Source organism: Streptomyces sp. NPDC042002 (assembly GCF_055588305.1).
In genome coordinates this window covers 15,765-30,223 of record NZ_JBVJCT010000001.1, presented here as the reverse complement: position 1 = coordinate 30,223, position 14,459 = coordinate 15,765, and the positions used below count along the sequence as shown (strand labels likewise).

At 72.2% G+C, this 14,459-nt stretch carries 13 protein-coding genes and 1 pseudogene; 8 read left to right on the top strand and 6 right to left on the bottom strand.

Annotated features, from left to right (window positions below):
- Positions 1-51 precede the first annotated feature (51 nt).
- The 3 genes from panB (at position 52) to ACZ6KY_RS00130 (ending at position 3,058) form a co-directional block, all read left to right on the top strand.
- Positions 52-939 carry a 3-methyl-2-oxobutanoate hydroxymethyltransferase gene (gene panB, locus ACZ6KY_RS00140; protein WP_469308027.1) on the top strand — a complete coding sequence of 296 codons (888 nt, stop codon included), beginning with the start codon at positions 52-54 and terminating at the stop codon, positions 937-939.
- Between the two features lie 266 nt (positions 940-1,205).
- Entirely contained in the window at positions 1,206-2,240 is a 1,035-nt protein-coding gene (locus tag ACZ6KY_RS00135; protein WP_469308026.1) for an ATP-binding cassette domain-containing protein, read from the top strand.
- Positions 2,237-3,058, top strand: coding sequence for an ABC transporter permease (locus tag ACZ6KY_RS00130; RefSeq protein ID WP_261709340.1), 822 nt, complete (start codon positions 2,237-2,239; stop codon positions 3,056-3,058). Before ACZ6KY_RS00135 ends, ACZ6KY_RS00130 begins: the two co-directional genes overlap by 4 nt.
- A 56-nt stretch (positions 3,059-3,114) precedes the next feature.
- Here ACZ6KY_RS00130 and ACZ6KY_RS00125 read toward each other — a convergent pair whose 3' ends face one another.
- A complete protein-coding gene (locus ACZ6KY_RS00125) occupies positions 3,115-6,789 on the bottom strand; it encodes an AfsR/SARP family transcriptional regulator (RefSeq protein WP_469308025.1) in 3,675 nt (1,224 codons plus the stop codon).
- Positions 6,790-7,145: 356 nt separating this feature from the next.
- Here ACZ6KY_RS00125 and ACZ6KY_RS00120 point away from each other — a divergent pair, with 356 nt between their 5' ends.
- Positions 7,146-7,943: a site-2 protease family protein gene (locus ACZ6KY_RS00120; RefSeq protein WP_469308024.1), complete on the top strand. Its 798-nt coding sequence runs from the start codon at positions 7,146-7,148 to the stop codon at positions 7,941-7,943.
- 63 nt (positions 7,944-8,006) lie between these two features.
- On the opposite strand, the gene ACZ6KY_RS00115 is transcribed toward ACZ6KY_RS00120, so the two are convergent.
- From ACZ6KY_RS00115 to ACZ6KY_RS00105, 3 genes are all read right to left on the bottom strand, one after another.
- Entirely contained in the window at positions 8,007-8,168 is a 162-nt protein-coding gene (locus ACZ6KY_RS00115; RefSeq protein WP_469308023.1) for a hypothetical protein, read from the bottom strand.
- Between the two features lie 54 nt (positions 8,169-8,222).
- A complete protein-coding gene (gene npdG, locus ACZ6KY_RS00110; protein ID WP_469308022.1) occupies positions 8,223-8,927 on the bottom strand; it encodes an NADPH-dependent F420 reductase in 705 nt (234 codons plus the stop codon).
- A gap of 68 nt (positions 8,928-8,995) precedes the next feature.
- Entirely contained in the window at positions 8,996-10,153 is a 1,158-nt protein-coding gene (locus tag ACZ6KY_RS00105) for a sialidase family protein (RefSeq protein ID WP_469308021.1), read from the bottom strand.
- Between the two features lie 116 nt (positions 10,154-10,269).
- Here ACZ6KY_RS00105 and ACZ6KY_RS00100 point away from each other — a divergent pair, with 116 nt between their 5' ends.
- Positions 10,270-10,872: a hypothetical protein gene (locus ACZ6KY_RS00100; RefSeq protein WP_355845114.1), complete on the top strand. Its 603-nt coding sequence runs from the start codon at positions 10,270-10,272 to the stop codon at positions 10,870-10,872.
- 317 nt (positions 10,873-11,189) lie between these two features.
- On the opposite strand, the gene ACZ6KY_RS00095 is transcribed toward ACZ6KY_RS00100, so the two are convergent.
- Complete coding sequence (locus ACZ6KY_RS00095) at positions 11,190-11,426, bottom strand: hypothetical protein (RefSeq protein WP_469308020.1); 237 nt, start codon at positions 11,424-11,426, stop codon at positions 11,190-11,192.
- A gap of 58 nt (positions 11,427-11,484) precedes the next feature.
- On the opposite strand from ACZ6KY_RS00095, the gene map reads away from it, so the two are divergent.
- Both map and ACZ6KY_RS00085 read left to right on the top strand, forming a co-directional pair.
- Positions 11,485-12,342, top strand: coding sequence for a type I methionyl aminopeptidase (gene map / locus ACZ6KY_RS00090; RefSeq protein WP_469308019.1), 858 nt, complete (start codon positions 11,485-11,487; stop codon positions 12,340-12,342).
- Positions 12,343-12,510: 168 nt separating this feature from the next.
- Positions 12,511-13,215 (top strand): biliverdin-producing heme oxygenase, encoded by a 705-nt coding sequence (locus ACZ6KY_RS00085; RefSeq protein ID WP_469308018.1) that lies wholly within the window; start codon positions 12,511-12,513, stop codon positions 13,213-13,215.
- A gap of 222 nt (positions 13,216-13,437) precedes the next feature.
- Here ACZ6KY_RS00085 and ACZ6KY_RS00080 read toward each other — a convergent pair whose 3' ends face one another.
- Complete coding sequence (locus ACZ6KY_RS00080; protein ID WP_469308017.1) at positions 13,438-14,082, bottom strand: PhzF family phenazine biosynthesis protein; 645 nt, start codon at positions 14,080-14,082, stop codon at positions 13,438-13,440.
- 55 nt (positions 14,083-14,137) lie between these two features.
- Between ACZ6KY_RS00080 and ACZ6KY_RS00075 the strand changes: the two are divergent.
- Positions 14,138-14,421, top strand: a pseudogene (locus ACZ6KY_RS00075) (hemin ABC transporter ATP-binding protein); the annotation flags it as partial.
- Positions 14,422-14,459 lie beyond the last annotated feature (38 nt).

The window sequence follows — 14,459 nt, the reverse complement described above, 5'->3', positions numbered from 1 at the left end:
GATCCGGGGACGCCGTCAGGGTGCCTCGAGATGACAGAAGGAGCCGTTGCGATGACGCAGCTCTCTGCTGCCCAGAAGCAGCCTGCGGAGGGTGCCCTCAAGGCCACCGACAGCAGCAAGGCGCTGTACGGAGGCAAGATCACCCGCCGTATCACGGTCCGCGACATCACCGCCGCCAAGGAGCGCGGCGAGAAGTGGCCCATGCTCACCGCCTACGACGCGATGACCGCGTCCGTCTTCGACGAGGCCGGCATCCCGGTCATGCTCGTCGGCGACTCGGCGGGCAACTGCCACCTGGGGTACGAGACGACCGTCCCCGTCACCATGGACGAGATGACCATGCTGTCCGCCGCGGTCGTACGGGGCACCAGTCGCGCCCTGATCGTGGGCGACCTGCCCTTCGGGTCCTACCAGGAGGGTCCGGTGCAGGCGCTGCGCTCGGCGACCCGGCTGGTCAAGGAGGCCGGGGTGGGCGCGGTGAAGCTGGAGGGCGGCGAGCGCTCGCACCGTCAGATCGAGCTGCTGGTGGAGTCCGGCATCCCGGTGATGGCGCACATCGGCCTGACCCCGCAGTCCGTGAACGCCATGGGCTATCGCGTCCAGGGCCGGGGCGAGGAAGCCGCGCAGCAGCTGCTGCGGGACGCCAAGGCGGTCCAGGACGCGGGCGCGTTCGCCGTCGTCCTCGAACTGGTCCCGGCGGAGCTCGCCGCCGAGGTCACGCGCACGCTGCACATCCCGACCGTCGGCATCGGCGCGGGCCCCGAGACCGACGCGCAGGTCCTGGTGTGGACCGACATGCTCGGTCTGACCGGCGGCAAGGTGCCGAAGTTCGTCAAGCAGTACGCCGACCTGCGCAGCGTCATGGGCGACGCGGCGAAGGCGTTCGCCGAGGACGTGGTCGGCGGGACGTTCCCGCTGGAGGAGCACTCCGTCCGCTAGGCCCCGCGTCCGTCCGCCGAGGACACCCGCCCCCGGGGCCTCGCGGCCACCGGGCCCCCTGAGCCACTGCGGCACCACAGACAACCCGCCGATCTTCCCCCGTCGGCGGGTTGTCGCCTTCCTGCGTCCCTTCCGCTCCCTTTCCGCTCCCTTTCCGCGTCTCGTCGGGGTCCTGTCGGCCGACTGTCGGCGACCTATCGGTAGCGGTCGGAACCTGTAGGCATCCTGTCGGTCGTTTGTCGGTGGCGGCTGGCACCTTGATGGACATGACGCGAATCGACAACACGCCCCGACAAGCTGCGACCGGCCGCAGTGCCGTCACCGTACGGGGGCTGGTCAAGCACTACGGCGAGACCAAGGCACTGGACGGTGTCGACCTGGAAGTGCGCGAGGGCACCGTCCTCGGAGTACTGGGCCCCAACGGCGCCGGCAAGACCACCCTCGTCCGCTGCCTGTCCACCCTCATCACCCCCGACGCCGGACAGGCCACGGTCGCCGGTTACGACGTGCTGAGGCAGCCCCGGCAGCTGCGCCGGGTGATAGGCCTCACCGGCCAGTACGCCTCGGTCGACGAGAAGCTCCCCGGCTGGGAGAACCTCTACATGATCGGGCGACTGCTCGACCTGCCCCGCAAGGACGCCCGCCGGCGGGCCGACGAGCTCCTGGAGCGCTTCTCCCTCACCGAGGCCGCCAAGCGCCCGGCGTCGACGTACTCCGGTGGCATGCGCCGCCGGCTCGACCTCGCCGCCTCGATGATCGGCAGCCCGACCGTGCTGTTCCTGGACGAGCCGACGACCGGCCTCGACCCGCGCACCCGCAACGAGGTGTGGCAGGAGGTCAAGCGCATGGTCGCCGACGGCGTCACCGTGCTGCTCACCACCCAGTACATGGAGGAGGCCGAGCAGCTGGCCTCCGAGCTGACGGTCATCGACCGCGGCAAGGTCATCGCCAGCGGCCGGATCGACGAGCTGAAGGCACGCGTCGGCGGCCGGACGCTGCGGATCCGCCCGGTGGACCCGCTGCAACTGCGCCCGCTGGCCGCCATGTTCGACGAGCTGGGGCTCACCGGCCTCGCCACGACGATCGTGGACAGCGAGACCGGCAGCGTGCTCGTGCCGATCCTCAGCGACGAGCAACTCACCGCCGTGGTCGGCGCGGTCACCGCGCGCGGCATCACGATCGGCTCCATCTCCACCGAACTGCCCAGTCTGGACGAGGTTTTCCTCTCCCTCACCGGCCACAAGGCCAGTGCCCCGCAGGACGCCACGCCCGCCAACTCCCGCGAGGAGGTCGCCGTATGAGCGCCGCCACCGTCACCCCGCCCGACGTCGTCTCCGACGCGCCGATCCCGCTGCGCTCCCATCTGCGCCACACCGGCGCGCTGATCCGCCGCAACCTGCTGTGGATCCGCCAGGACCCGGAGTCGATGTTCGACGCCATCCTGTTCCCGGTCATCTTCACGCTGCTGTTCGTCTACGTCTTCGGCGGCTCCATCGGGCAGTCGCTCGGTGGCGGGCAGCAGGCATACGTGCAGTACGTCGTGCCCGGCCTGATGGCCATGATGGGCATGAACATGGCCCAGGGAGTGGGCACCGGCTTCAACACCGACTTCAACTCCGGTGTCATGGACCGGTTCCGGTCCCTGCCGATCGGGCGCGGCTCGGTGCTGTTCGCCAAGATCGCGGTCGAAGTGATGCGGATGCTCATCGCGACCGCGGTCCTCATGGTCGTCGGCGTGCTGGTCGGCTTCGACATCACCAACTGGCCCGGTCTGTTCGCCTCCGTGGGTCTGTCCGCGCTGTTCGGCTCGGCCCTGATGTGGGTGTTCCTCACCCTCGGCGTGATCATGAAGAGCGCGCAGTCCGTGCAGGCGATGGGCTTCCTGGTGCTGATGCCGCTCCAGTTCGGATCGTCGATCTTCGCGCCGACCAAGTCGATGCCGGGCTGGCTGCAGAACTTCACCGCGTACAACCCGCTCTCCGCCCTGGCGGACGCCGCGCGCGGGCTGATGGTGGGCGGCCCGGTCGCGCACGGTTTGTGGGTGACGCTGGGCTGGTCGTTCGCCCTGACCGTGGTGATGGCACCCGTCGCCATTCACAAGTTCCGTACCAAGAGCTGACGTTCGACCCGGGTCCCGGGCACCGGGACCATCGGGCGCCGGTTCGCGTCCGCGCCTCAGATGAGGGCGGCGGCCTCCTCCACGGAGAGGCCGCCGCCCTCCGCGTACGCGGCCTCGTACGCCATGTCGTCGAGCAGGTCCCGCACCCCCGTCTCGGCCTGCCTGCGCACCTCCACCTCCATGGGGCCGGCGAAGTGGCCCGGCGGCAGCAGAGCGTCCGCGGCGCCCAGCAGCCGGGCCGCGTCCCGGGCGCGACGGCCGCCGTCCACACCGGTGAGGGCGATGGCGGCCGTGGTCAGATGGGCGGAGGGCATGTGCGGCGCGATCATCCGCGACAGCCGGTCGCTGGACCGTTCCAGCGCCACGCGCACCTTGTCCAGGGCGCTTTCGCTCTGCCCGTCGATCGCGTCCAGCCAGGCTTCGATGCCGAGCATGAACCCGTCGAAGAGGACGAAGGATCCGGCCCCGAAGTCCTCGCGGAGCAGCCGTATCTGCTCGCGCGCCTCGGCGACCCGGCCACTGCGGCCGAGCCAGGTCGCGAGCAGGAGGTGGGCCGCCGGCAGGGCCTCGTTGTGGGCACCGTGTCCGTTCGCCAGGACCTCGCGCATCATCCGCTCGCCGCGCTCGGGTTCCCCCAACTCGACGTACATGCTGCCGAGCCGGACGTTGAGCACCGCCGTCTGGGCGCGCGCCCCCAGCCGATCCGCGTACTTCCCCGCCTCCGCGTAGTCCGCGGCGGCGGCCTCGAAGTCGCCCTTGCGTTCATGGGCCTCGCCGCGTGCGGAGAGCGATTCGGCGGCGCCCCACGCGTCACCGATGCGCCCGAAGAGTTCCAGCGCCTCGTCGGCGTCCACGGTGGCGTCGCCCGCCATGTCGGTGCGGTTGGCGAGGATGTTGGCGCGCATCTGGAGGGCGGTGGCCAACTCCCAGTCGTAGCCGAGTTCGCGGCAGGTTCTGACCGTCTCGTTGATCACCTCGGTGAACCGCTCCATCGTGCCGGTGAGCAGCACGGCGTAGAACCAGAGGTAGCCCGGGGTACGGCAGGTCTGCGGCATGCCGGGCTGGTAGGTCGCGCCGATGACGTGGAGCTTCTCCTGTGCCTCCGGGGTCTGCCAGGCTCCCATGTCCATGTCCATATAGGCGAGATGGACCAGGTGGACACCGCGCCGGGCCTCTTCGAGGACCTCCTCGCGCATCGGCGGCGGGAAGTCCGTGCAGCGCTCGTACAGGGCGGCGGCCGGGCGCACGGGCGGTACGAACGGGTCGGGGCCGAGGGCCATCACCTCGCGGGACCAGGCGCGGGCGTCGAGGCGCTGGTCGCGGATCTGCCAGTACCAGGCCAGCGAGAGCACCATGCACAGCGCCTCCTGCTCGTCGCGTTCGGTGACCGCGTGCCGCAGGGCGGTGCGCAGGTTCTCGTACTCGCGCTCGATGAGGTCGATCCCGGAACGCTGTTCGGGACCGCGCAGGAGGGGGTCGGTGGTGCGCGCGAGTTCGCGGTAGTACGTGAGGTGGGCGCGCTCGGTGGCGTGGCGGGCGCCGGCCTCGTCGAGGCGTTCCCCCGCGTACTCGGCGACGGTCTCCAGGAGTCGGTAGCGCATCTGCGTCCCGTCTTCGCCCGAAGGGGCCGCGACGACAAGGGACTTGTCGACGAGCGAGCCGAGGACGTCCAGCGCGGCCGGCCCGCAGACGGCCTCGGCGGCGGCGAGGTCGCAGCCGCCCGCGAAGACGGACAGCCGCCGCAGGGCGTCCCGTTCGGCCTCGTCGAGCAGGTCCCAGGACCAGTCGACGACGGCGCGCAGGGTCTGCTGCCGGGGCAGCACGGTGCGGCTGCCCGAGGTGAGCAGCCGGAACCGGTCGTCGAGCCGGTCGGCGATCTGGCGCGGGGTGAGCATCCGCAGCCGGGCGGCGGCGAGTTCGATGGCGAGCGGAAGGCCGTCGAGGCGCCGGCAGATCTCCGCGGCCGCCTCGGGGTCGTCCTCGACGCGGAAGCCGGGCCGGGCCGCCGCTCCCCGGTCGGCGAGCAGCCGCAGCGCGACGGGCTCCGGCAGCGGATCCACCGGGCGCAGCAACTCCCCCGGCACGCCGAGGGGTTCACGGCTGGTGGCGAGCACGGTCAGTCCCGGGCAGCGCTCCAGCAGCGCCTCGGCGAGATGCGCGGCGGCGTCGACGACATGCTCGCAGTTGTCGAGGACGATCAGCATGCGGCGCTTGGCGCAGTGTTCGGCGAGCCGGGTGAGCGGGTCGTCGTGCCGGTCGGCCACGGCCCGCATCTCCTCGGCGCCGGCTCCGCGCAGCACGGTCTCGCGGGCGCCGACGGCGGTGAGTACGGCCTCGGGCACGGCCTTCGGGTCGTCCACCGGGGCCAGTTCGGCCAGCCACACCCCGTCCCGCAGGGTGGGGGCCAGGGCCTCTGCCGCCTCCTGCGACAACCGCGTCTTGCCCGCGCCACCGGGTCCGAGCAGGGTGACGAGCCGGGCCGCCGCGAGGTCGCCCCGGATGGCATCGATGTCTTTCTCCCGTCCGACGAAGGACGTGAGCCGGGCACGGAGGTTGCCGGGGGGCGGGGGCGCGGGGCGGGTACGGGAGGTGGACGCCCCTCCGGGGACGTGGGCGGCCTCGCCCGCGGCGGAGGCGTGGACGTCGTCCGGGACGGGGTGATCGGGACCGGCGGCCGGGGCCAGGTGCCCGGCGCCCGCGCTCGCGGCTGTGATGCCTGAGGTGCGCGTGTTGGCGCGGATGCCGGTGCCGGTGCCAGTACCGACGCCGGCGTCCTGGGCCGGGGTTGCGGGGTCCTCGGCTGAGGCCGCGGTGTCCCCGGCCGGGGCGGAGGAGCCTTCGACGGAGGCGAGGACGGGGGCGGGGGCGGGGGCGGCAGCGACGAAGTGGGCAGCGGCGGGCGTCCCGGCGCCAGGACGCCCACCGGCCTGGATGCGGGCTCCGGACTGGTCCCCGGCTCCGGCTCCGGACCGGTCCCAGGTTCCGGCTCCGGACCGGTCCCGGGGTCCGGCCAGCAGGTCCGCGTGCAGGGAGCGCAGTTCGGGACCCGGGTCCGAGCCCAGGCGGTCGGCGAGCAGCGCGCGTACGGATTCGTAGGCGGCGAGGGCCTCGGCGGCCCGGCCCGCGTCACGCAGCGCACGCAGCCGCAGGACGTGCAGCGGCTCGTCGAGCGGGTGCAGATCGCAGAGGGCGGTGAGCTCGGGCAGGGCCTGTTCGGCGTGGCCGAGCGCGAGGGCCGCGGCGAGGCGGGCGCGCCGGACGTCGAGACGGCGGGTCTCCCAGCGCGCCGACTCGGCGGCGCGGTCCGGGAGATCGGCGAGGGCCGGGCCGTGCCACAGCGCGAGGGCGTCCTCCAGGGCGGCGGCCGCCTTGGCGGGGTCGCCGTCGGCGAGGGCGCGGGTGCCCTCCCCCGCGAGCCGCTCGAAACGGTGCAGGTCGATGTCGTCGGACGCCACCGCCAGCCGGTAGCCGCCCTCGACCGACTCCACCGCGTCCGCGCCGAGCGCCCTGCGCAGCCGCCCGACCAGCGCCTGCAGCGCTCCGGGCGCGTCGGCGGGCGGGTCGCCGTCCCACACCTCGTCGACCAGCACGGCCGCGGAAACGGTCCGCCCCGGCCGCAGCGCGAGGACGGTCAGCAGCGCACGCAGCCGCGCCCCGCCGACCGGGACGGGCGTGCCGTCGGGGCGGAGTGCCTGGGTGGTGCCGAGGATGCGATAGCGCACGGGGTCCATTGTCTCTGCTGACGTCAGGTGCGGGGGCCGGGTGGGCCGGGTTCGGCGGGGACTCCGGTCCGGCCCTCACCGGACCACCCGGGGCTGTCCACCGCCTCCGACGACCGCGACGCGGGCGCCGGTTCCCAGGTACGCGAGCCGGGGGCGGCCTTCGTGAAGTCCTGGTGCACGCACCAGGTGGATCGTACGGACCGTACCTGCCGTCGCCGCCGGTCCGCGCCGGACTCCCTCCTTCGCCGCATCCCCCCACCCTCCCCGGAACCAATGGCCGTTGGCGAGACGTTTTCGGCGTGAGCCCGGTACGGTCGGGCAGGCCCGAGCACACAGGTATCAGCCCAGCCAGTCCAGGGAGCACCATGACCACCGCCGCGACCCGCAGCAGCGACCGGAGGATCAGCCCCGTCTTCGTCGGGATCGTGGCCGTCATGGCGGTGACGGGCTGGGCCACCTGGACCGGTTTCGCCGAGCAGCCCGGTGTGGCCGTCTTCCTGTTCGTGACAGCGGCCTGGATCGTCTCCCTTTGCCTGCACGAGTACGCGCACGCCCGCACGGCGCTACACAGCGGAGACATCTCCGTCGGCGCGAAGGGCTACCTGAGCCTCAACCCTCTCGCCTATACACATGCCCTGCTGAGCATCGTGCTGCCGGTGCTCTTCGTGATCATGGGCGGGATCGGGCTCCCCGGCGGCGCCGTCTTCATCGAGCGGAACCGCATCCAGGGCCGCTGGAAGCACAGCCTGATCTCGGCGGCGGGCCCGCTGACGAACGTCCTGTTCGCCGTCGTGTGCACGGCGCCGTTCTGGCTGCACGCCCTGGACGGCGTCCCGGCGGCCTTCCGCTACGCGCTGGCGTTCCTCGCGCTGCTCCAGGTCACGGCCGCGATCCTGAACTTCCTGCCGGTCCCGGGCCTGGACGGCTACGGCGTGATCGAGCCCTGGCTGTCGTACGGCGTCAAGCGCCAGGTGGAGCCGTTCGCGCCGTTCGGTCTGCTCGCCGTGTTCGCGATCCTGTGGATCCCGTCGGTGAACCGGGAGTTCTTCGACATGATCGACGCCATCCTGCGGGGCCTGGGCATCGGTACGGGCGAAGCCGACTGCGGACAGTGGCTCTACCGCTTCTGGCAGGCGAACAACGACATCTGCCTGAAGTCCTGACCGGCCTGGCTTCCTGACCGGCCCGACACCCAGTCCGGCCGTGACGCCCCGGTCGGCCGGCCGCTACGCCCTGCCCCGCCGCGCGTAGTACCAGGTCATGTTCGACGACAGGCCCGCCACCAGCACCCACACGATGCCCAGCAAGCTGCCCTGGACGAACGAGACGACGGCCGCGGCCACGGAGAGGACACAGACGGCGAGGGCGTAGAGAGCGAGGCGGGGCATGGGGTCGGCTCCTGTCGGGGGGACACTGCTTTCGACCAGTGTCCCCCACGCGACCTATACGTCCGTCACCCGCAGGCCCGCGTGTGCCTTGTAGCGGCGGTTCACCGAGATCAGGTTGGCGACCAGGGCCTCGACCTGATGGGCGTTGCGCAGCCGGCCGGAGAACACGCCCCGCATACCGGGGATGCGGCCCGCGAGGGCCTGGACGATCTCGACGTCGGCCCGCTCCTCGCCGAGGACCATCACGTCGGTGTCGATCTCCTCGATCTCCGGGTCCGCGAGCAGCACGGCGGAGAGGTGGTGGAAGGCCGCGGTGACGCGCGAGCCCGGCAGCAGGGCGGCGGCCTGTTCGGCGGCGCTGCCCTCCTCCGGCTTCAGCGCGTACGCGCCCTGCTTGTCGAAGCCGAGCGGGTTGACGCAGTCGACGACCAGCTTCCCGGCCAGTTCCTCACGCAGCGATTCGAGGGTCTTGCCGTGGCCCTCCCACGGCACGGCGACGATCACGATGTCGCTGCGCCGCGCGGTCTCCGCGTTGTCGGCTCCCTCCACACCGTTGCCGAGCTCCTCGGCCGCGCTCCGCGCGCGGTCCGCTGCGCGCGAGCCGATGATCACCTTCTGTCCCGCCCTGGCGAGGCGGTAGGCGAGGCCCTTGCCCTGCGGACCGGTGCCACCGAGCACGCCGACGACGAGTCCCGACACGTCGGGCAGGTCCCAGGGGTCCTTGGCGGGGGCCTTCTGTGCACTGTCAGTAGAGGTCATGGACCGACTTTACGTGCGCGGGTCGCGGCCACGCGCCTCAGGTGGCCGAGCCCGCCGGGTGAGTACGGTCACCCGAGCGCGGTCACCGGAACGCGCCGGAAGGTGATCGTCTCGTACGCGCCGAAGTCGCCCGTCTCGTAGAGGAGTCCGACGGTCGTGGTGTCGACGCGGACGAGATCGGAGTACGCGGCGGGCAGCCCGTCCACCGTGTGCACCGGCCGCCAGGTGGTACCGCCGTCGGCCGAGGCACGGACCGTCATCAGGGCGCGGAACTCCGGGTCCGCGGGCCCGGAGTACAGGAGCAGGTCGGGGTCGCGGAGCTGGAGCAGGCTGCCCTGGACGACGGGGGTGACCAGACCGGCCTGCGGGCGGAAGGGCTTGACGAGGGTTCTGCCGCCGTCGAGGGAGTGGGCGTCGGCGCGGTTGCCGGGCGACGGGGAGTCGTTGCGGGTGTTGAAGTAGACGCGTCCGTCGAGGAGTTCGGCGGCGGTGGTCTCGTTGGCGTTGACGTAGCCGTTGGTGTTCTCGTCCACGTAGCCGAGGTACCAGGTCGCGCCGCGGTCGTCGCTGAGCAGACAGTGGCCGCTGTTGTACTTCGCCTCGGTGCCGTTGTCCGTGCCGCTGGGCGGCAGCGTGTGGTTGCCGGGGACGACCACCCGGCCGGAGCCGAGCTGGAGGGCGTGCCCCGGCGTGGTGGCGTACCACCGCCAGCCCGCCTTCTTCACCTGTGCGGTGATCTCCTTGGGAGCCGACCAGGTGAGCCCGTCGTCGTCGCTGTGCTGCGTCCACACGCGCCGCCCGTCGGCCGCCTTCACCTTGCCGCGCAGCAGCGCGTCCTCGGACGCGGTCGCCGCGCTGCGGACGTGTACGAGCAGGACGCGGCCGATGTCGAGGGTGACGGGCGCGGGGTTGCCGGCGAGGTTGACCCCGTTGTTCGCGACGACCTGGAGCGGGCCCCAGGTCCGGCCGCCGTCCGCGGACCGCTTGAGCACGATGTCGATGTGGCCGTGGTCGTTCGCGGAGCCGACCCTGCCCTCGCAGAAGGCCAGCAGTGTGCCGGTCCGGGTGGCGACGACGGCGGGGATCCGGAAGCTGGCGTAACCCTCACGCCCGGCCCGGAAGGGAACACTCACCCCGGCGCTCGTGCCCGTACCCGTGCCCGTACCCGTGCCCGTGTCCGTGCCTGTCTCCGTGCCGGTGCTGGGCTCTGCGCTCGACTGTGTCATGGCCGGGCTCCCTGCTGCGGTCGCTGTTGGGGTCGGTGGTGTGGACTTCTGCCCAACTTGGGCGAATTCGTGGTGAACTCCGGGTCACGAGTGGCTGGTTGCGGCAGGATGCGGCCATGGATGCCGTACGGGTCGCGTTGCTGCGCGAAGTGCTTGCCGGGACCGAATGGCTGGGGGCGACACGGCGGTTCGGGGGGACGCTGCGGGGGTCCGTGGTGTCGTACGGCGGCGGGCTGCTGCTGGTCGGTTCGGAGGAGTACGAGCCCTGGCACCTCGCGGCGCACCTGGTGGACGAGGCGGCCTGGTCGGGGACGCCGGAGCTGTCGCCGACCCTGGTGCGGCACGGGGCGCGGGAGTCGGATCCGGCTCACCTGGCGGTGGGGCTCGGGCGGATCGAGGCGGCCCGGCGCGGAGAGACGCTGCTCGTGGTGGCGCCGGACGCTCCCGGGGCCGCTCTGCTGGAGCGGGTGCACGACGCCCGGCGGGCCGGGGCGACGGTACTGGCCCTGTCCCGGGGGGACGGCGAGCTGCCGGCGCTGGCCCACGAGTCGCTCGCGGTGCCGCCGGATCCCGAGCTCGACCTCGACACCGTGCAGCATCTGGTCAGCGCGGCGGCCGGGGAGAACGCGCTGCCCTCCCCCCGGGGCCGCCACCGCTTCCGCGACCGCCTGTCCCGCATCGCGGACCAACTGACGGCCCCACCGTCGTACCGGTGGTAGCAGGGGAAACCTCCGGTCGGCGGACACCGGACCGCCGGGCGCTCGCCGGTGGCGCGGACCGGCAGCGGCCCGGCGGCGGAACCCGGGCGGTCAGCCCCCGCTTGCGGAAACCGGGCCCGGAGCCTCCCGCCGGTGGTATCCGGAGCGAGACCGTCCCGCCTGGGGAGCGGGGCCGCCTCCACCGTCGGTGGCCGGAGCCGGCGGGCGTGGTCGTGGCGTACGCCGGGCTGGGCTGGGCCTACCCGCTTCACCAGCGGGTGGACCCGTCTCGGCCCCCTCGGCGCCCGGCGCCACGGCCGGCCCCTGGGTCCTGTGCCTCAGTCGTCCTCGGTGCCCGGTGCCGTGCCCGACGCGTCGTGCCACTTCGGGTCCGTCTCCCACTGGAGGTTCCGCTCCTGCGCGTTCTGCATCGCGTGTTCGGCCTCCTCGCGGGTGGCGTACGGGCCGAAGCGGTCCTTGGCCGGGCACTCGGGGCCCTCCTCGACCTTCTTGTGCTCCAGGCAGTAGTACCACTCACCGGGCTTGCCGACCGTCCGCTTCTTGAACAGGGCCATCACCAGCTCCTTTCGCCTAGGCCATGTTCCCCCATGGCCGCTGGTTAGACTCGCTGCCATGTCTGGCCAGTCGCTGCTCGTACCAGGGGAGCTTTCTCCCACCCGTCCCGTGCCGGGAAACATCAGGCGTCCCGAGTACGTGGGGAAGCCCGCCCCCACGCCGTACACCGGACCGGAGGTGCAGACGCCCGAGACGATCGAGGCGATGCGGACCGCCGGGCGGATCGCCGCGCAGGCGATGGCCGAGGCCGCGAAGCTCATCGCGCCGGGCGTGACCACGGATGAGCTGGACCGGGTGGCGCACGCGTACATGTGCGACCACGGCGCCTACCCGTCGACCCTCGGCTACCGCGGCTTCCCCAAGTCGCTGTGCACCTCGGTCAACGAGGTCATCTGCCACGGCATCCCCGACTCCACGGTCCTGCGCGACGGCGACATCATCAACCTCGACGTGACCGCGTACATCGGCGGCGTGCACGGCGACAACAACGCGACCTACCTGGTCGGCGCCGTCGACGAGGAGTCGCGGCTCCTCGTGGAGCGGACCCGGGAGTCCCTCGACCGCGCGATCAAGGCGGTCAGGCCGGGGCGCCAGATCAACATCATCGGGCGCGTCATCGAGTCGTACGCGAAGCGTTTCGGGTACGGGGTCGTCCGGGACTTCACCGGGCACGGGATCAACTCGTCGTTCCACTCCGGGCTGATCGTCCCGCACTACGACAACCCGCACGCGACCACCGTCATCCAGCCCGGGATGACCTTCACCATCGAGCCCATGCTCACGCTCGGCACGCACGAGTACGACATGTGGGACGACGGGTGGACCGTCGTGACGAAGGACCGCAAGCGCACGGCGCAGTTCGAGCACACCCTCGTCGTCACCGGGAGCGGCGCGGAGATCCTCACCCTCCCGTAGCCGTCCGCAGTCCCCGAGCCCTCCTAACTCTCCGAACCCTCCGAGCCTTCCGGACCTCCTGAGCCCGCCCTGTCCAAAGGGCGGGCTCTGTCATGTGGACGCGGCCGGGAATCGGGGTACGGTTTTACCGACAGGATGCCGGGAAGACCCATCGGCTCCGGAGGCCCCATGAACGCGTCGGACACGTCGGTCTCGACGAGCACGCCGGACACCGCGTGCCCGGCGGGCACACCCTTCTCGACGCTCATCCGCACCGCGTCGCACGAGCAGCACGCCGAGGCGGAGACCTCGACGTTCATGAGCGACCTGCTCGGCGGTCGGCTCGGCATCGAGGCGTACGCGCGCTACACCGAGCAACTGTGGTTCGTGTACGAGGCGTTGGAGGCACGGACCGAGGAGCTGGCCGCCGATCCGGTGGCCGGGCCCTTCCTGCGGCCCGAGCTGCCGCGCCGTACCGCCCTGGAACGCGACCTCGCCCATCTCCGGGGCCCCGACTGGCGCGGCACGCTCACCGCGCTGCCCGCGACCCGCGCGTACGCGGACCGGGTCACGCGGTGCGCCCGCGAGTGGCCGGGAGGCTATGTCGCCCACCACTACACGCGATACCTGGGCGACCTCTCCGGCGGCCAGATCATCCGCGGGAAGGCGGAGCTGACCTGGGGGTTCGGCCGCAAGGGCGACGGCGTCCGCTTCTACGTCTTCGAGGACATCGCCAACCCGGCCGCGTTCAAACGGAGTTATCGCGGACTGCTGGACGGGATCATGGCCGACGACCTGGAGAAGCAGCGGATCGTGGCGGAGTGCAAGCGGGCGTTCGCCCTGAACACCGGGGTGTTCAGGGCTCTCGGCGAGGAGTTCCCGCTGACCGCGTGACGGCTCACCCCGGGCGCGGGGTCAGCACCGGGTCCCAGCCGCCGGAGTGCTCCGGGGACCGTGTCCCCCCAATTCCCCGGGGAGGGACCAGCCCGGTCCGTGCACCTGCGGGCCGGTGGGGGGCTCGTCGCGCAGTTCCCCGCGTCCCTGAAGGGCGCTGACCCGGCGTTCGATGCGAAGCCTGCCCTGAGGGGCGCGGGGCCGGCCCCGACCGGCTCCGCTTCAGCGTTCCAGGTGGACCCGGCCGCCCACTTCGACCCAGTCGTTCGGCTGGGGGGCCGTGAGGATCTGGGAGCCGACTCCCTGGGTGATGTTGAGAGCCCGGCCGAGTTCCTGGGTCAGCAGCAGCGCCGCCGCCCCGGTGGCCTCGTCCTCCTCGATGCCGTCGTTCCGGCCGGGGAACGCACGCGCCCGTACCCGGCCGCCGGCCTCGTCCTGCCAGGCCCAGGCGTAGATCCACTCACCCGACGGCGGCACGGCCAGCGCGTCGACCTCGGCCGCGGACCCGTACCGCCGCAGCGTCCGCGGCGGCGCCCACTCGGCCCGTGCCTCGATCCAGCTGAACTCGCCGTCCAGCCGGACCCCCACCACACCGGCGGGTGTGACCAGTTCGGGCACGTCGAGCAGCCAGCCCACCCCGACGCACGGGTGCCCCGCGAACGGCAGCCGCAGCGTCGGGGTGTAGATGTCGATGACCCCGCGTTCGGGGTCGTCGACGAACACGGTCTCGCTGAAGCCGAGCTTCGCGGCGAACTCCTGCCGCTCCGCACGGTCCGGCATCACCGAGCCCTCGCGCACGACACCGAGCTCATTGCCATACCCGCCGCCTGGTCCGCAGAAGACCCGCAGCACGTCGTAGTCAGTCACTCCGGCATTCAAACACCATCGGCGCGATCGGTGACCTACAGGACCGGACCGCCCTCCCCCGGCCGCACTCGACCCGCGGCACCAGGAGTTGGTGCCGCGGGTGTGCCGGGAAAGGGCGCACGCCGGTGACGCGGTGGTCGTGGTGTCGCCCGATCCGGACCTGGCGGCGGCCTACGCGCACCGGGTCGCGATTCTGTGCGCCGGTCGCGCCGCGGCCCACGACCGGCGGCGGAGGTCTTCACCAGCGGGCCGCCGGCCGACGCCCACCGGCAGCCGGTCGAGGTGTTCCCGCGCCCCGGGACCGGCGCCGCGCTCATCACCCCGAAACGGGACCCTTGACTCCCCCTTGACCTTTTCATGGCACTCGTTTTGAGTCA